Here is an 18,025-nt window from a genome sequence, read left to right on the forward strand (position 1 = left end):
GATAGCCGACGGCCGACTGCCGACAGCCATCAATAATTTCTTTCCTTCAAATAATCATCCAACTCCTTCTTCGTCATTGGCAACTTGCCGGGGTAGTTGTTTACCCAATTGAGAAAGTCCTTCTGGATTGTGTCCGACCATTTGGTATCGATTTCCCCGGGCGTGTACTTGCCCTCACGCAGGCGCAGGTGCCCGAACTCGTCTCGTAATGCCGTTACTTCTGACGTGATTATCAGTTCTTCCACCAAATGCGCCGGAATGAAGATCGTGCCGTATTTTTTAGCCAGTACCACATCCCCCGGCAACACCACCGCGCGGCCGATGCGAATCGGCGTGTTGATGTTCGTGAGCATCATTTGCTGGATGTAGGAAGGGTCCTGCCCTTTGATCCACGCATTGAAACCTTTGATCTCACTCAGCCCTTCGACATCGCGTACTGAGCCGTAAAAGATCACCCCGCGCTTGGATTTGGCATAAATAGAGTTGCCCAGATTGTCGCCGATGAGCGTACCGTCGGCGATTTTACCGTAACCGTCGGCCACGTACACGTCGCCTTCTTTGAGGACGTCGATCGGCCAGGAGTTGGTGCCGCCGGTTTGCACGCGGCCTTCTTTTTTACCGGTTTCTTTTACCAAATCCTGCAAATCGGGGCGGGCGGGCATGTATTGCGCCGTTACCACGCGGCCCGTCATGGTACTGTCGTTGTGGATCAGCTGCCATTCACCTTCGAACTGGTTGTGGTAGCCTTTGTTGCGGAGTACGCCCCAGGCCTCTTCCATTGAAATATTTTTCAGGCGCGCCAGGATGGCATCCGAAACACGCGGCCGGCCATCCGGTGAGCGTTCGCCTTTCCAGCCGGACGTGTAGGCTTTGATCTGATCGGGAGTGGGGGAGATCGCTTGTGCGTGGGAAGCGAGGCTTCCCAGCACAAACGCCCCCGCAAGCAAGGTTTGTTTGAGCATAAAAGAATGATTAAGGGTTAGCAATAGTTATTATTTATCCCAAAAAACGGGTGTTCCAAGCTCGTCAGGGCCCATTCTGGCGACGGCCTCGTTGTAGTTGGCCTCGTTCACGGAGCGTTCACGGACTGGGTACACCAATCTCTTGATGAAATCTTTTACGGATGGGTCTTTACCCGGGTAGTTATTGATCGGCAGCGTCGGGAAGCCGCTTCTGCGAAAGTTGGCCCAGGCTTCTGAGCCATTCAGGAATGAGGAAATCCAGTACTGGTTGTTGATCTGCTCCAATGCCTTGGCTGGCACGAACGGGTTGGCTGTCAGGAATGCATTCTGACTCGCTGCCGGAATGGTTGCGAGCACGTCATACGTAGGCAACTGGCTCATGTGCGCTCTCACACCTGCTTCGTAAAGCTCTTTTACGTTGCCCGTTGCCCAGCCGCGCTGTACCGCTTCGGCTTGTAACAGCAGGGTTTGCGACCAGGTGATAAAAAACTCGGGCGCGTCAATTTTACCGAGTGTACGACGGTTGATCTGCGAATATTTGAATGCGGAACCAATTTTGCCAGGAAAGCCGGGTGCATTAACTATCGTCGATTCGTTGTAGCCGTAGGGCATCCCTTCCTGGTCGGCAGGCGTCGTATTCTCGGCACCGGCGGTGGCCAGCGGGTTACTTGGGGCCTCATATTTGACGGCAATGACCTGAAGGCGCGGATCACCCGAAGTTTTCAGGAAATCGATGAATGCTTTGCCCATGTACACATTGCCACGCTCCGTTCCCTGGAAATAACCTGCCAGCGGATGGTTGAATGTGCTGTTAAATGCGATGTAGGCATTGTCGGCGTTGGAACTTTGGACGCCGCCATTTGCAGGATCAAGCGCAATGGCTACCACGGACTTCGCTGTGGCAGGGTCAATTTTAGAATACCGCATTCCCGCGCGCAACAACAGCGAATTTCCCAGTTTTTTCCATTGCGCAATATTGCCTTTGAAGAAAAGGTCGCCCGGTTCAACAGGTTTGCTGGCGTCCAGCGCTTTGGTACCTTCCTGCAATTCTTTGATGAGGTCCTGGTAAATCACTTTCTGATCATCGTATTTCGGCAAATTAATTCCTTCAAGAAACGCCTTCCCAGCCTCAGAATAAGGCACATCACCGTAAGTATCCACCAAAACCATAAAAACATAAGCCTTCCAGATCCGCGACATATTGTAGAGATTGCTGCGTGCCGGATCATCCTTTGTTTTTGCGATGACTGTGGTAAGCAGGTTCACCGGGCCGTTTTGCAGGTACAACGAGTTGAAGTTCGCGTTCGAATTCGGATCGGAAAGCGCATTGTGGTTTCCTCCTTCTACAACCCCGGTATAAGGCGTGTTGATCTGCTGTACGATTTGCATCTGGTAGTTCTGCGTGGCGATGGCCGACGAGAACTCAGCATTAGAAAACAAATATATAGGGTCGATATCTGTCGCGAGAACAGGGTTCTTGTTAACCTCCTCAAAACCGCTGTCGCAGGAATTAGCCGATGCGAGAATAGCTAGCGCTGCTGCGTATATGAATAGTCGTCTCATAATAATGATTGAATGATCCGCCGTGGAACGGGGAATGATTGAATGATCCGCCGTGGAACGGGGAATGATTGAATGACTGAATGATTGAATGACTGAATGTTTTCCTTCCTCCTTTCCTCCTTCTTCCATTCTCTTATAATTTAATGTTCAAATTAATCCCATAGCTCCGCGTGGTCGGAAGCGTATGCGTCTCGATACCTTGCAGGTTGTCGGAGGCCGATACCTGTGCTTCGGGGTCGAGGTTGTCGATATACTTCTTGATCATCAGCACGTTGTTGCACATCGCTGAGAGCGTCAGGCCCTTGACGAAGGTATTTTCTCGCAGAAAACGTGAGAGGTCGTAGCCGATTGAGAGCGTCCGCCACCGCACGAATGCGCCGTTATACACAAAAGGCGAGGCCAGGTTGGTGCTGCGGTAGGCGGTGTAAAATTGCTCGGCCTCGACACGGGTGGTGTTAGCTTCACCGGTGGCCGTGACACTTTCCAGGAGTACGCCGCCCTCGCGACCTACCAGTGAGGATTTGGATAGTCCTTCACGGAGGAAGTTCAGGTTAGAGTTTGAGAGGATCTTGTTACCAGCCTTGAAATCGACTTGCGTACCAATGCGAATGCCTTTTACATTGATGGTATTCACCCAGGCACCGACCCATTTCGGGATGGCACTGCCGAAAGTCACGATGTTACCCTGTTGCGGCAACCCGGCAGAGGTAATGATGCGGCCCTGTGCATCGCGCTTGTAGTCGAAACCCCGCAGCGACGCCAGCGGTTTGCCGACTTCATGGGAAACAATCCCGAAAAATTCTCCGGTACCGACATCGAAACGTTGCTGCTTGTCGGCCAGCTCAATTACCTTGCTGATGTTGTAGCTGCCATTAAAACTGGTTTCCCAGGTGAAATTGTCGTTGCGTACGGGTACGATAGTCAGCAAAAACTCCACGCCCTGGTTCCGCAGCTTGCCGACGTTTACCTTGGTCTGGCTAAAACCGGATGCGTTGGAAATGTCGACGTTAAGGATCTCGTCTACGGTGTTTTTACGGTAGAGCGAAAGGTCCAGGTTCAGGCGGCTGTCAAAAGTTTTCATCTCAAGACCGACTTCGGTTTCTTTCACTTTCAGCGGCCGGAGGTTTGCATTCGGGCTGACGGTCGAAGGCAGGTTACCTAATGCCGTACCATTGAAAGGGTTGGCATTGATCCCATAGTAAAGGTTGTTCGAATACGGATCCGTGTCGCCTCCTACTTCCGCATATGCAGCGCGCAGCTTTCCATAGGTGAGCCAGTCGGGGGTATTCTCAAATGCCTGACTGAACACAAAGCTACCGCTCACAGAGGGGTAGAGATAGCTGTTGGAGCCGGGGTTAAGTGTCGAGAACCAGTCGTTGCGGCCGGTGATATTGACGAACAGGAAGTTCTTGTAGGAAAATTCTGCTGCACCGTAAATCGAATTCACTTTCTTTTTGCTGTATCCGTAGTTCGGGGTTTTAACTTGCCCGTTGCCGATTGTATACAGGTCACGCACGTAGAAATTGGTAACCGCCGTCGAAATATTGTCGTTCACCTGAAGCATTTGGTTGCCGCCGAGTGTGATGTCTATCCCAAAGTCGCCGAATGTCCGGTTCGCACCGATGAGAATGTCCATGTTCCGCTCGCGGAATGTCGACACATCCTGGTAATAGTATCCATTGAATCCCGTTGTAACTGCGCTGATGGAGCGCGTACCGGTCGGGCGGTTGTAGTTGTACGGACGCGTGTAGTAATCCTGGCCAATGCGGCCTTGTACGAACAGCCAGTCCGTGAAATCGTACCGTAACGACGTGTTGCCGAAAATCCGGTCGCGACGCACGTTTTCGAAGCGGTCGTAGGCTACCCAGTACGGGTTGTTGCGGTTGGTAAAGCGCGCCAGGGGCATTTCGTTGCCGTTGGCGTCCTTGCGGTTTTTGAGCCAGTCGGCGTCGATGCTGGTAGCCATGGTATAAATGGTGGTGTTCGCATTCATGTCCTGGATACCGATCTGGGGCGGGTTCTTGTTATACTCGTTGGAATAGTTTGCGTTCAGTTGCGCGGAAAGTTTTTTGGTAAACTTGTAGTTCAACCCGAGGTTGAAGATTTTTTTATGATAAGCCGAATTCGGCATGATCGCATTGGCATCGGTATTTGCAAAAGAGAGGCGGAAATTTCCTTTTTCATTGCCGCCTGATAATGCAACTGAATTGGTAAAACTGGTTCCTGTGCGGTAAAACTTCTTGATACGGTCTTTGTGGGCCACGTAAGGCTGCATACTGCCATCGAACTGGGGTGTCATCGCGCCATCCAGCTTCTCGCCGAATGCAAATACCCCCGAGCTTTGCGCTTCGGCCACGGTGGTAGGACGTTTTCCGAACTCTCCCTGGCCGTATTCGTATTGAAAATCAGTATAATCCAATGCTTCCTGTGCCTGGAAGTTCGAGTTCAGCTCCACACCGATACCCGTCGTTTTGCTGCCGCTTTTAGTGGTGATAATGATCGCACCATCCTTTGCTCGGAAGCCGTACAATGCCGCTGCTGCAGCGCCTTTCAGCACGGTCATTGACTCGATGTCATCCTGGTTAATGCTTTGCAAGCCATCGCCCGCATCGGAAGAACCTCCGGTAGGGTTGCCCGTGCCGTTTCCGTTCGAACCACCCGCCGAAACGCTGCTGTTGTTAATCGGAATGCCGTTTACAATGATCAGCGGAGAGTTGTTACCCCCAAATGACGACTGGCCGCGGATACGGATCTTTGTAGAACCACCCGGACCGCTCGCAGGCGGCGTCACATTCAAACCGGCTACTTTACCCTGTAAGCTGTTACCGAGGTTGGTCGTGCGGTTGGTTGTCAGTTCTTCGGTATTCACGGTAGCTGTCGAATAGCCGAGTTTTTTGGCGTCGCGCTTGATACCGAGCGCCGTTACCACCACCATTTCGAGGTTGCGGACGTCGGGCGTCATTGAAATATCATAGTTGGATTGATTACCCAGCGGTATTTCCTGTGCCGTGAAGCCCACAGACGAGAATACCAGCGTGCCGCTGCCATCAGGTACGCTTAGTTGAAATGCGCCCTCCGTATCGGTGGCGGTTCCTACTTTCGTGCCTTTCACCACAATGTTCACGCCCGGCAGGGGATTGCCCTTTTCATCCGTGACCCTTCCTGTGATGTTGCGGTCGATATCGCTCTGGTTGCGGATCATCTCCGGCAATGCGCTGCCAGGTTCGGCATTTTTGATGAGTACCACCTGCTTGCCTTCAATCTTGTATGTAATGTTGGCAGATTTGAAAAGATCGTCCAGGATGTCGCCCAGCGGCCTGTCGACGGCATTGATCGACACCTTTCTCTGCGATTTGATCAATGAAGAACTGTATGTAAAACGCAACTGTGTCAGCTTGTTGAGTTTGCTCAGGACGGTCTTCATTTCGAGGTTATTGACTTGGATCGTGATCTTCTGGTTCAGAATATCCTGTGCCCCAACGGTACCTGCTGCTGACACAGTGGCGAATATTAAGACAATTAATAATTGGTAAAGTGATATTCTCATAGCCCTGTAAAGTAGCCGGGATAGATGTCGGTGTTTTTTCATACTTTTGAAAGTTTTGTTCAGGATTGAAATGATGGGACAAAATGCTCCTGTATCGCCGCAGATTCCGGTCCGGGCGAGGGGAGGCGCAGGGCCGGTGATGGCGCAATCATCACTGGCTCTTTATCATTCAAAGGGAAGCAGAGTTACTGGTATGTCATAGGCAAAATTTGGGATTGATGGTAGTTGATTTTAGTTCTGAAAAGGGTTTAGAATTCTGAAAATAGCTACTTCCGCAGCCTCACGTAACTTTAAGAACATCATTACTACTCCGGCTAACCTTGACTACTCCTGACCGTTTCTGACCACTCCTGACCGCTCCTGACATTCCCTCAGTTACAACCTTTAGAACGGATCACAACGCGACCATCCGCCATATCATAGCCGGCACCAATAGCCTGGCATATTGCATTCAATCGTTGTTTCAGATTTTCTTCATTGAACTGCGCGCTGATCATGCAGTTCGAAAGCGTTTCCGGCTGGTACACAATGCTGATCCCATATGCCTTTGCCAGCGCGTCGAACGCTTCCGTGACGGGTCTGTCGTCGAACACCTGCTCTTTCTGTACGGCCGATTCAGCCAGTAGCACTGGATTGGCTGTAATGGCTTTTTCCAATTTGTTCTCCTTGCGGTTGAAGACTACCTGCTGATTGGGATTCAGAATCACCCCGGCTGGTCTGGTTCCCAGTGAGGTTTCATATTCCTTCTTGGCATACACCGACACGCGGCCGGTTTTAACAGCCACCATTTCGGTATTATCTCCCGCAAATGCTTTAATGCGGAAGCTCGTGCCGAGGACTTTCGTCACGGTTTCGTGGGTATAAACCAGGAATGGCTGCGCGGGATTTTTGGCCACGTCAAAAAAGGCCTCGCCTGTCAGGTACACGCGGCGCTCATGCGCAGCGAAGTGCCGGGGATACCGGATGCTGCTGCCTTTGGCGAGCGTAGCGACGCTGTTGTCGCTCAGGAGCATGGTCATTTCCACTTCCGTAGCATTGGTTTTGACCAGCATTTCGCTTTCAAGCGTGATTTTCTGCCTGTTCCCGGATGGTGTTATCGTGTTATGGGAAATGTAGTAAAGCCAGCTCAATCCCCCGGTAAGCAGCAGTACGGCTGCCGCCTTCCATACCGCCCGTTGATAGAAAGGTAAATGGCCTTCTGCTTTACGCTCTTCGGCGATGCGGGTGATTTCGGCGATGTCGTGCCGCAGCATTTCGTCCGAAAGATCATCTTTGTAGAGGTCATGCACGGCGAGTACGAGTTCTCGTGCACGTGCCGCGACGCCTGCACGATCGGCATTTTGTTGCAGCCATTGCTGCCAGAAACGGTCGAGTTCGGGTGTGGGCGCCATCACCCAGCGCCGGAACGATTCGTCCGTCGCCAGTTCCTCCACGGTAAATATTCGGTGTAAGCTCATTGGCAATGCAAATACGTACAGTTCAGAGCATTTGCAGGCTCTTTAAAACGGTATGTCTGTTTTGCAGGCTGGGATAACCAAAAAAGTCAAAAAAAATTTTGAAAAGTTATAGAACAGGAGGAAGGGAGATGAAGAAGGATAGAAAGTATCGAATGGTGTATAAATTTAAAAAGTATTAAATATTTAAATAATTTAGAATGTTTGATACTTTTTAAAATATAAAATGTATTGAAAAGCGCTGCCGAACCGCTCGCGCAAATCTCTTGATTTGTGTGTACCATTCGCAGGCCTCCGGCCGGACGATACTGCACACATGAAGCTTAACAATGCAACTATCGTATTGACCGGCCGGAGGCCTGAAAATAGTCGGCACGAAGGCGGACCTTCGCGCCATTGCGCCATTGCGACGTGGCCCCTTCCCCCTAATGGATAATAGACATGACCACCAACCAGAAAAATTCCGCTGGCACCCAGATCTCCTTGATTTCTTTCAGCGTCCGGTAAAGCAGGTTAGACACGCTCTGGCGGCCGAGGCCCATGATGCTGGCGATATCCTCGTTGTCGAGATTTTGGTAGAAGCGGAGATAGATGATCTCCTGCTGCCGTTTGGATAGAAGGGAAATGATGCGTTTAAGGTGGCCATTCTGGAAGCGGATATGCTCGGCTTCGATGATATTGGTTTCGATGGGCGGGTCCGATGGGTCAGTGTCGAAAATGGCTAACTGCGGCTCGTGGAAGCGTTTAAGGCGTATGCTTTCCTTAATGAGTTTGTGACGGAGCGCTTTGAGCAGGTAAGACTTGACGAATGCGGTTTCGGAGAGAAAGTTGCGGCGTTCCCAAAGTTCGAGGTAAAGTTCCTGGATAGAATCGCGGATGAAATCGGAGTCGGAGGAAAATTTGGTGGCATAGTTGTACAGCGCCCGGTAATGCGTTTGGGCGAGCTGCCCGAGTGCCTCCGCGTCGCCGGCTTTGAACCGCTGCCATAGCCTGACATTCAGCTCGCTGGCATCTGATATGTGTTCTTCCGGATTCAAATCTTTAAAATAACGGCAATGTTGTATTAAATCAATGAATTATACCAGTCAAAGCGGCTGCTTATGGCATTCTCCTTGTGAAATGGCGGTAATTATTCAGTTTCAGGAATATCAGGGGAAATCAGCGGGGCGACGAAACGCCGCCCGCTGAAAGGCCAATCGGGTTGGCTATTTGACAACTTTCAATTTCCCTTGCATCAGTGAATAATGGCCTGGGAAAGTGCAGACGTATTGGTAGATACCTGCCTGTTTGGGAGCTACAAAATAGATCGCTTCCGATTTTTCGGGCTCCACGATATTGGTATGGAAGAGGACATCATTGGTTTTGGGCACGTAATTCAGTTCTGATCCTTTAAGACCAAGGTTCAAGCCCGCTTCACCCACCGCATTGGCTGCTCCGGGCTTGGTAATGACGAGGTTATGCAGCATATCATCGTTGTTATTGAAGACGACCTTGATTTTGCTTCCCGCTTTCACCTGGATTTCCGAAATATCGAACTTCAAACCTGGCACCGTGCCGATAGTCACTACCTGGTCGGGTCCGTTGGTCCAGCTGGCGGGCATTTCAGTCACGCGTTTGGCTGATGCCGATGTGTTAGCGGCTGCTTCGGTTGCAGGCATCGTGTGGGCGCTGTGATCCACCGCTGCGGCCGCCTTTACGGTCGTTGTGAACTGGGAAGGACTGGCTACCTGCCCGGTCGCTATCTCGTTCAATGTATAATAAGCCGTGGTATGCAGCAGGTTATTGCCATCCGGAGATTTTACGCCTTCGGTTTTGATTTCGTGGATGTAGCCTTTGCGCAATGAGGCCGGATCCACTACCAAACGTACCCTCAGGCCGTCTTCCGATACGATAATGCCTTTGATAGGCACCTCCTCGGTATTGATGATCGGGCTACCGTAAGTGCGGTGATAACGGTAGGTGAAGCTGTTCATTTTATAGGCATCCTGGTCCGCGGCGGCTTTTTTGTCGACCGGACTGGTGAATGTAATCTCAAAGCCATCGGGTGTAGAGCGGACGTTCTTCATTTCGAAAGGCATTTTGCCGGTCCACACGAGCCTTTGAATACCAAATTCCTCTTTACCCGTAGCGGACCATCCCCGGCTCGTCTGACCTACGAACAGCGAGCCGTCGAGGCCCCATTCCAGCCGCAGGATACCCGACATAAAGCCTTCCCGGAAGGGGAAAACAGCTCCCTGCCACACGCCATTGACTTTTTCGAGGTCTACACGGGTGATAATGCTATGCCCCTGGTCGCCCACGAACATTTGCCCCGAAAATGGCCCGAATGCGCCGTTAGTAATGTCTTCTTTGAAATCCGAGGTGGAGATACCCACCAATGTGTGCGGGAACCAGACAGCCGGCGGTTTAAGGCCGGGGACCTTCTTGGCCACATCGTAAAGCGGTTCGCCGGTGCTCGGTACGTCTTCGGGAGTCAGTTTGACGGGCGATCCTTCTTCCTTACTCCAACGCAAGCCTGCCGGGTTACCTGCAAAATCGCCTTTTTCAAGGTGCGTCATACGGCCGGAACCTACCCAGTCGCCCTGGTTTTCGGTATAGAAAATATCACCTTTATACGAGCCGAAGCCGGAAGGGGAGCGTAAACCCGTCGCCCAGGGCGTCAGCTTGCCGTCCTGGCCGAGTTTCAGCATCCATCCGCGCCATTTCGACTGGCTCGCGCCGCGGCCCACCCAGTCGAGGTTGAGAGTGACAAGCATTTCGCCGTTCGGCATCGGCACCGGACCGTAGGAATACTGGTGATAATTGCCTGACAACGGCCAGCGTGAGAATGAGTCGTAAACATCCGCCACCCCGTCGTTATCGGTGTCTTCGAGGCGCGTAACCTCGCCGCGCTGCGATACGAGGAAGTCCTTGCCGCGATAATACAAGCCCAGCGGCTCATGCAGGCCCGATGCGAAGCGGTGGAACGAAGGTTTTCCGTCGCCTTTGAGATACGGATTACCGATCATCCAAACTTCGCCGCGGCGGGTAGAAGTGGCCAGGCGCCCGTCGGGGAGCACCTGCATACCACCGACTTCCATTTTGATGTCCTCGGGAATGGGAATAGTGATAATGCGATAGTAATCGTCGATTTTACTGGGTTTCGACTGCGCAAATGCATTGGTACAGCCGACGGTAATCAGGGTAGTTAAAAGAATATTTTTCATCGATACAAATCAGATAATGAGGTTTTTACCAAAACATTGAATAGCTCGTCGCGCTGGAGACGGGAAGGATCAGCTCCTTCATTTCTCCGGCCGGGCGTACGATTGCTTTGGCTTTTTTATCAACCTGCACAAAAAAGCGGTCGTCGATCTGGTAAAGACCTTTCTCTATTTCGGTAATCTGCTTTCCGCTTGCGAGCAGCGAATACAGCGCGCCATCCAGACGGCCTTCCACGCGGAACGTACGCGAAAGGCTGTTGCCGCCGGACACCAGCTCGTCGCTCACAGTCGCTGAGCCGATCGCGTAGCGGAACACGGGGTAACCTTTCTGGTCGATCTTGTAACCCAGGAAATTGATATTGGAAGAATCGGGCCATGCTGCATGGGCATTGTCAAGTACGGCTACGCTGCTGCGGCCTGAAACGTGAACCTTCAATCCAGCGGGGAAAAGCAACTGCGGTTCGCCCCGCTCATACCACATTTCAGTCACGTCGGCAAACTGTCCGCGCCACGCTTGTAACAGCGCGCCACGGTTCAGATCGACGGTGTAATTCCAGCCGTCGGGACTTCCTACAGAGATACAGTGCGTACGTTTGTTTTTTTCGCCATCAATCTGAATGAATGAACGTACCATTTCAGGACGCATTTCAGGCGTCACGCTGATGTACGGCTTCGGTTCAGGCTCGGGAAGGGACGACAGCGCGTGCAGGTCGTACGGACGCACCCCCGATTTCTCCACGCGCAGTCCCAATGCGGGCTGGCGCCATGGGAAGCGGGAGTAGTAGACCTTGAACTTGTGTTTACCCTGTGTGAGGTTGATGGAGCCGGTATGCGTTTCCTGCGATGTGGCCTCACCGGACGATACTACGCTTTTGCCGTCGATATCCACTGAAAGTACGGGACCGGAGTAAATGGTCGTGAAGAGATAGTCGCCGGCCTCAGTTACGTCCATGTCACCTTCGTATACCAGGTGGAACTCACGCATGCCGTTGGTCACTTCCTGCGTTAGCACAGGCGACCGGCCTTCGTGATCGAGCTTGCTATATTCTTTGGCATCCCATTTGTCGGCGTATACTTTGTAGTCCAGGTTGCTGATTGACAATGGTTTGCGATTAGCAAGGATTTGGTAACCCACGTTGCGGAATGCGATGCTGCCTTTGGTAACCTCGAATGCGATGGGTTGACCGTCAGCGGCAGTTTTGGAATTGGGTAAGTAAACTGTTTCAAGCACAGTAACACCGTTGAGCGAAAGGGTGTTCAGGCGGGCGGAGTTAGGAATATGCTGTACGGATGCATCATACGAGATCTCGAGCGTTTGCCAGAGACCAGCCGATTTAGCTGCGTTCTGATTAGGAAACTGGCCAATGTAGCCGGAAGTCGATGCGTCCGCTGTCTTTTGCTTGCTGCTGTCAGAGATTTTCACTTTCTGTCCCCCGGGTAGGATAATGTTCCCTTCGGCCCCAGACGAAACGTTGAATTCAATGTAGAGCCGCAGGTCGCTTGCTTTCAGTTTGGTGGCTAGCACGGCCCCGGCATTTCCGACCAGTATGCCATCGCCGACCGTTGTTTTAAGCTTCACTGCGCCGGAAGGGTGGATGGAAATGCCTCCTTGTATCGACCAGTTGGGAGCGGCGCTCTCAAATGCGCTGAGGTCTTTGAGGGGAAGTGGCGAATAGTTTCCCTTCGGTGTCTGGCCCATTACGATCGCCGGACAAGCCAGGAACAGCAGGGAGACTTTCTGAAACAATTGATGCATTGGAATTGATTAAGTGTATTGTTTACAATTAAAAAGCGAAGTTCGGTAATTTTGTTCTATTATATCCGGAAATAGTATGAATTTTTTGAAGGGTTTTGGGACATAGGAAAAGTCTCAGGAGGAGTTGCTCAAAAGTTTAACAATGATGAATGTATACTGTCCCGCGTATAGCGGCCAGGGTTGTGACCCGTTTCAGTGTGCGCAGCATAGTTTGGTCTAATGATTCGAATTGAAATAGTCCTCTTCAAAGATTTTTGTGAATTATTGCAGATGACAACGCGCCAGCCGCTGTCTCAAAGGCCTCATTTTTGTAAAATGCTTAGAGACAGTTCGATAAGGAAACATGCGGTTGCTTTTTTTATAAATCTGATTTTGTAAATTTAAAGGGGCACGATGTGGGCGAGCGATCGCAGCGCTTGTGCGGCCGGGGGTGACAGGAGTGATAATTAGTAAGATTTCCAAGCATTGATCAGTATTCTGTACCAGCTATCGGGGATGTAAGCCATATCGCTGGATTTGTTGATGTTATGTTAATAAATACTTAACATAATAAACTGCATTTAACCGGATTTTTGCGTTTTCCAAGGCGGATTTTTGCCTGCTGCATTCTTTTCTCACCTATAACAACCTAAGTGCTCATGATCAAAAAATTCTACTTATGCTTCCGGCTGAGTATTTTCAGAAGAAGCGCGTACACGGGGCTTATGCTCACGGGGCTGCTTTACTGCCATGCGGGCATTGCCCAGTCGGTGGTGACCGGGCAGGTGACCTCCGACGACGACAAGCTGCCGCTGGCCGGTGTGAGTGTGATCGAAAAAGGAACCAATAATGGTACGGTAACGGATTCGAACGGTAAGTATCAGATCAATCTCAAGGGGGCGAATTCGGTGCTGACGTTCTCCTTCCTGGGCTACGTGTCGCGCGATGTAGCGGTAAACGGCCGTTCAATAGCAGATGTTATACTCTTTGCAGATCAGAAGCAGTTGCAGGAAGTGGTTGTAACGGCTTTGGGTATCAAAAAGGACGTCCGTAAGCTGGGTTACGCAGTGCAGGAGCTGAAAGGCGAAAGCATTGTGACGGCGCGCGAGACCAACATTGTCAATCAGTTAGCCGGTAAAGTGGCCGGAGTAACGGTGGTGGGAAGCCCGTCGGGTATTGGTGGTTCCGCGCGCGTGACGATCCGGGGCGAGCGGTCGGTGGATTTGAACAAAAACCAGCCGCTGTACGTGATCGACGGGGTGCCAATCAGCAATTCCATCACCGGCGGTTCGGGCCAGGGTAACCTTGAAGTCGATTTCGGGAATGGCGCAAGTTTCATCAACCCCGACGACGTGGAAACGATGAGCGTACTGAAAGGACCTGCCGCCGCCGCACTTTACGGTTCCAGGGCTGCCAACGGGGTGATTCTCATAACTACTAAATCCGGTAAAGGCAACAAGGGCATCGGTGTCGAGGTAAACAGTAACACCACTTTCGAGCGTGCATTGAAACTGCCTGAATACCAGAACAAATACGGCCAGGGTAATGGTAACGGGGGCGATTTCGCATTCGTGAATGGCGCCGGTGGCGGCCTCACCGACGGTACCGACGAAGGCTGGGGACCTGAATTCAAAGGCCAGAGCTACCCGCAATATAACTCGCCGCGCACGCTGAATGGCCAGGCGATCCCTTTCCTTGGCGGCGACCTGAATGCACCGGCCGGGAGCGTTATCACACCGACTCCCTGGTTACCGGACGTAGACGGATTGAAAAACTTCCTGCGCACGGGTCGTACGCTGACGAACAACATCGCGTTGATCGGCAATAACGACCAGGGGAGCTTCCGTTTGTCATATACTAATCTGGATCAAACGGGGATTGTGCCTAATACGGATCTGAAACGCCATACTGTCTCATTGAGTGCAGGTTATAATCTTACAAAGAAGTTCTCGGCCAAGACATTCGTGAGCTATATCAAAAGCGCGAGCGGCAACCGACCGTCGATCAGCTACGGTACGGAAAGCATTATGTACTTGTTCAACTGCTGGCTGCCGCGTTCGGTGAAGGTTTCGGATATGGAACGTTTATGGATGAACGGTCTGGAAGGCCGGCGCCAGTTCAGCTGGAACTACAACTACCACGATAACCCGTACCTGACCGTTTACGAAAACACCAACGGCCAGGATGTGAACCGCATTATCGGTAACGTGATCCTCAAATACGATTTCACCGACTGGCTGAGCCTGCAAGTACGCACAGCGACCGACTGGGGTAACGAGCGCCGCGAATACCACCGTGCATTCAGTACCCAGCGTTTCCCGTTCGGGCAGTACCGCGAGGTGAAAGTGAATACGGAAGAGCGCAACACCGACTTCCTGTTGTCGTTTAACAAGGATATTAACAAGGATTTCAATGTGTCGGCCACGTTCGGCGGCAACCAGAACCGCCAGAGCTCGATTTACGATGAGGAAAATGCGGGTCAGTTGAACCTGCCGGGCATTTACAACCTCACCAATTCGCGCATTGCGCTGGTGGCGTCGCAGAGCAGGGTAGGCAAGCGCATCAATAGCTTGTACGGTTCTGCATCGGTATCGTTCCGCAATTACCTGTTCCTGGACATCACCGCGCGTAACGACTGGAGTAGCGCATTGACGCTCCCGACGGCCTTGAAAGCTTTCGGTACCGAGAATAACTCGTATTTCTATCCGTCGGTGGCTTTGAGCGCCGTGGTGAGTGATATGGTGAAGCTTCCCGAAGTGATTTCTTTTGCCAAAGCCCGCGCCAGCTTCGCGCAGGTAGGTAATGATACCGATCCGTTTACATTCACGCAGGCTTATAACCCGAGCACACCTTTCGGAAGCTCGCAGATTTACGGTGAAACAGATCGTTTGGCCAACCTGAACCTGAAACCGGAGATCAGTACCGCTTATGAAATCGGTGCGGACCTGCGTTTCTTCAAGAACCGGGTCGGTCTGGATTTCACCTACTATCAAAGCAAAACCAAAAACCAGATCCTGCAAATCCCCCTTTCGTCGACAACAGGCTACAACGGCCGGTTTTTCAATGCGGGTGAGATCAAAAACTGGGGTTTTGAAACTATGTTGAACGTTACTCCTGTGGAAATCAATGATTTCAAATGGAATATCGGCGTCAACTTCTCGGCCAACCGCAGCAAGGTGCTCGAATTGTCCGACGGCATTACCAACTTCGTGATGGCGAGCAAAGGTGTGAGCATTGAGGCGCGCGTGGGCGAGCGCATGGGGGATATGTACGGGATCGCATTCGCGCGTGTACAGAACGCAAGCCCCTCATTACCTTACTACGACGCAACAGGTCAAAATGTGGGACAGATCGTGTACAAAGACGGTCGCCCGGTACCGACTACCAACGTCCAGAAAATGGGCAACTACAACCCCGACTGGCTGGCGGGTATTTCCAATCAATTCAATTATAAGAATGTGAAATTCAGCTTCCTGTTTGACGTTCGCCACGGAGGCAAAATCTTCTCTGAAACACAAGTGGTAGGCCGCGAGGGGGGTATTATCAAGGAAACTCTCGAAGGCCGCGCGGATGGTTACGATCTGAGCAAACCCGGCAACGGCGTGATCGGTGACGGCGTGGTGCAGAACGCAGACGGTACTTTCAGCAAAAACGACGTGAAACTGACTGCCCGCGCATGGCACACAGCCTTTACCGGCGGCCGTAATATCGCCGAAGGGGTAATGTATGACGCATCGTTCGTGAAACTGCGCGAAGTACAACTGGGCTATTCCATTCCGAACCGCCTCCTGGGCAATTCGCCGCTGAAAAACATCACGGTTTCATTCGTGGCGCGCAACCTCGCATTGTGGTCGAAAGTACCGCACGTGGATCCAGAAACAATGGCTTACAACGGCGGGACTGCATTGCCAGGTATCGAATACATGTCGATCCCTTCGAGCCGCAGCTATGGTTTCAATGTGAGTTTCAAACTGTAAAATTTCAATTGGAAAACAATGAAAAAGCTACTTCCGATATACATGATGGCGGCGCTGACTTTATCGGCGGGGTCATGTACCAACGACTTTGAGGAGATTAATACCAACAACAACGTTCCGAACGACGTCACGCCCGACCTGCTCCTGGCCGGTGTGATCCGGAACATGGTGAACAGCCAGGTGAACGACGCCTGGGGCATTGGGAACATCGTGGTGCAGCACCACGCCAAAATTCAGTTTGTGAACGAGGACCGCTACCTGTGGGGCCAGCAAAACAGCATTTGGGACAACGTGTACGGGAATATGCGCAATGTCAAAAACATCCTCGATCAGGTCGGTACGGACGATGCCAATGCTTACAAGGGCATCGCGCTGATCCTGAAATCATGGATGTTCGCGCTGGCAACCGATGCTTACGGTGATATTCCCTATACCGAAGCGACAAAAGGCAAAACCGACGGCGTTTATTTGCCCAAATACGACACGCAGGAGAGCGTTTACGCAGGCGTGCTGGCTGACCTTAAAGCCGCCAACGATATCCTTGCCAATAGCTCCACGGCGGTTTCAGGGGACATCCTTTTTGGAGGCGGTACGGGCTCGCTGATCAAATGGCGGAAACTTGCAAACTCGCTTCGCCTGCGTTACCTGATACGTATCTCGAAGCAGAAAGATGTGAAGGCTGACATGCAGGCGATCCTCGCTGATCCTGCTAAAAACCCGATTTTCGAGGGGATTCAGGACAATGCCGAATTGAAATACCTTGCAGCCGCGCCAAACCAATGGACATTGTACGGAGCGCGTGTGGGGTCGTTCGATGAGTTCCGCGTGAGCAAGACGCTCAGTGACCGCCTGACGGCTTTGAAAGACCCTCGCCTGATGGTTTTCGGTCGTCCGTCGCAGTCGTCGGTAGCAGCCGGGAAACCGGTAATTGAGGGTGTACCCAACGGATTGGGCGATGTGCCGGCATTGAACTATAATGGCGGTCCGCAAGGCGTTTCGCGCGTGGGTTACACGTTCGCGTGCCTCGTGTGCAACGATCCCGGACAAGCGCCGCCAGATCCCGCAGCACCGCGCGGAATCATTATGAACTACTCCGAGTTGCAATTCATTCTCGCGGAAGCCAGGGAAAAAGGCTGGATAACTACTGGCACTGCGGAAGGTTACTATACCAAAGGCATTCAGAGCAATTTCGATTACTGGAAAAGCGTGGTACCATCGTCGTACGGCATTAACGTGACGCCGGATCCATCCTATTTCACGCAACCCGCTGTGGCTTACACGGGTACGAGCGCGGAAAAACTGGGCAAAATAGCATTGCAAAAATGGATTGCCTATTATTTCAATGGCCTCGAAGCATGGTTCGACTGGCGGCGTACAGGCATGCCGGAGATCAAGCCCGGACCTGATAACCTGAATCAGAACCGTGTACCAGTGCGCTTCATTTACCCGTTATCGGAACAATCCCTGAACGGCGTCAACCGCGAAGAAGCGGTCAAACGACAAGGGACGGATGATTTGAATACGCGGACTTGGGTGGCGAAATAGGAAGAAGGGGAGGAAGGAGTAAGGCAAAAAGTGCGTATA

At 51.8% G+C, this 18,025-nt stretch carries 9 protein-coding genes; 2 read left to right on the top strand and 7 right to left on the bottom strand.

The annotated features are described in order from the left end of the window. Positions 1-29: 29 nt before the first annotated feature. The 7 genes from ACQ4MZ_RS21415 to ACQ4MZ_RS21445 form a co-directional block, all read right to left on the bottom strand. Entirely contained in the window at positions 30-962 is a 933-nt protein-coding gene (locus ACQ4MZ_RS21415) for an RraA family protein (protein WP_430848300.1), read from the bottom strand. A 30-nt stretch (positions 963-992) separates the two neighbouring features. Then, positions 993-2,525 (bottom strand): SusD/RagB family nutrient-binding outer membrane lipoprotein, encoded by a 1,533-nt coding sequence (locus ACQ4MZ_RS21420; RefSeq protein WP_430848302.1) that lies wholly within the window; start codon positions 2,523-2,525, stop codon positions 993-995. A 133-nt stretch (positions 2,526-2,658) separates the two neighbouring features. After that, a complete protein-coding gene (locus tag ACQ4MZ_RS21425; RefSeq protein WP_430848304.1) occupies positions 2,659-6,024 on the bottom strand; it encodes a SusC/RagA family TonB-linked outer membrane protein in 3,366 nt (1,121 codons plus the stop codon). 419 nt (positions 6,025-6,443) lie between these two features. After that, entirely contained in the window at positions 6,444-7,529 is a 1,086-nt protein-coding gene (locus tag ACQ4MZ_RS21430) for a FecR family protein (protein WP_430848306.1), read from the bottom strand. Between the two features lie 422 nt (positions 7,530-7,951). Further along, positions 7,952-8,563 (bottom strand): RNA polymerase sigma factor, encoded by a 612-nt coding sequence (locus ACQ4MZ_RS21435; protein ID WP_430848308.1) that lies wholly within the window; start codon positions 8,561-8,563, stop codon positions 7,952-7,954. Positions 8,564-8,731: 168 nt separating this feature from the next. Continuing rightward, positions 8,732-10,732 (bottom strand): plastocyanin/azurin family copper-binding protein, encoded by a 2,001-nt coding sequence (locus ACQ4MZ_RS21440; protein WP_430848310.1) that lies wholly within the window; start codon positions 10,730-10,732, stop codon positions 8,732-8,734. A gap of 25 nt (positions 10,733-10,757) precedes the next feature. Then, positions 10,758-12,485 carry a family 16 glycoside hydrolase gene (locus ACQ4MZ_RS21445; protein WP_430848312.1) on the bottom strand — a complete coding sequence of 576 codons (1,728 nt, stop codon included), beginning with the start codon at positions 12,483-12,485 and terminating at the stop codon, positions 10,758-10,760. A 638-nt stretch (positions 12,486-13,123) separates the two neighbouring features. Here ACQ4MZ_RS21445 and ACQ4MZ_RS21450 point away from each other — a divergent pair. Together ACQ4MZ_RS21450 and ACQ4MZ_RS21455 are read left to right on the top strand one after the other, a co-directional pair. Continuing rightward, entirely contained in the window at positions 13,124-16,441 is a 3,318-nt protein-coding gene (locus tag ACQ4MZ_RS21450) for a SusC/RagA family TonB-linked outer membrane protein (protein ID WP_430848314.1), read from the top strand. An 18-nt stretch (positions 16,442-16,459) separates the two neighbouring features. Then, positions 16,460-17,986 (top strand): SusD/RagB family nutrient-binding outer membrane lipoprotein, encoded by a 1,527-nt coding sequence (locus ACQ4MZ_RS21455; protein WP_430848316.1) that lies wholly within the window; start codon positions 16,460-16,462, stop codon positions 17,984-17,986. Positions 17,987-18,025 lie beyond the last annotated feature (39 nt).

The organism is Dyadobacter sp. BHUBP1, assembly GCF_050587785.1.
In the GTDB taxonomy this organism is placed as follows: domain Bacteria; phylum Bacteroidota; class Bacteroidia; order Cytophagales; family Spirosomataceae; genus Dyadobacter.

Excerpts from the sequence above, each read along its gene's own strand:
- ACQ4MZ_RS21415 (WP_430848300.1), bottom strand. The coding sequence starts at position 962 with ATGCTCAAACAAACCTTGCTTGCGGGGGCGTTTGTGCTGGGAAGCCTC.
- ACQ4MZ_RS21420 (WP_430848302.1), bottom strand. The coding sequence starts at position 2,525 with ATGAGACGACTATTCATATACGCAGCAGCGCTAGCTATTCTCGCATCG.
- ACQ4MZ_RS21430 (WP_430848306.1), bottom strand. The coding sequence starts at position 7,529 with ATGAGCTTACACCGAATATTTACCGTGGAGGAACTGGCGACGGACGAA.
- ACQ4MZ_RS21440 (WP_430848310.1), bottom strand. The coding sequence starts at position 10,732 with ATGAAAAATATTCTTTTAACTACCCTGATTACCGTCGGCTGTACCAAT.
- ACQ4MZ_RS21445 (WP_430848312.1), bottom strand. The coding sequence starts at position 12,485 with ATGCATCAATTGTTTCAGAAAGTCTCCCTGCTGTTCCTGGCTTGTCCG.
- ACQ4MZ_RS21450 (WP_430848314.1), top strand. The coding sequence starts at position 13,124 with ATGATCAAAAAATTCTACTTATGCTTCCGGCTGAGTATTTTCAGAAGA.
- ACQ4MZ_RS21455 (WP_430848316.1), top strand. The coding sequence starts at position 16,460 with ATGAAAAAGCTACTTCCGATATACATGATGGCGGCGCTGACTTTATCG.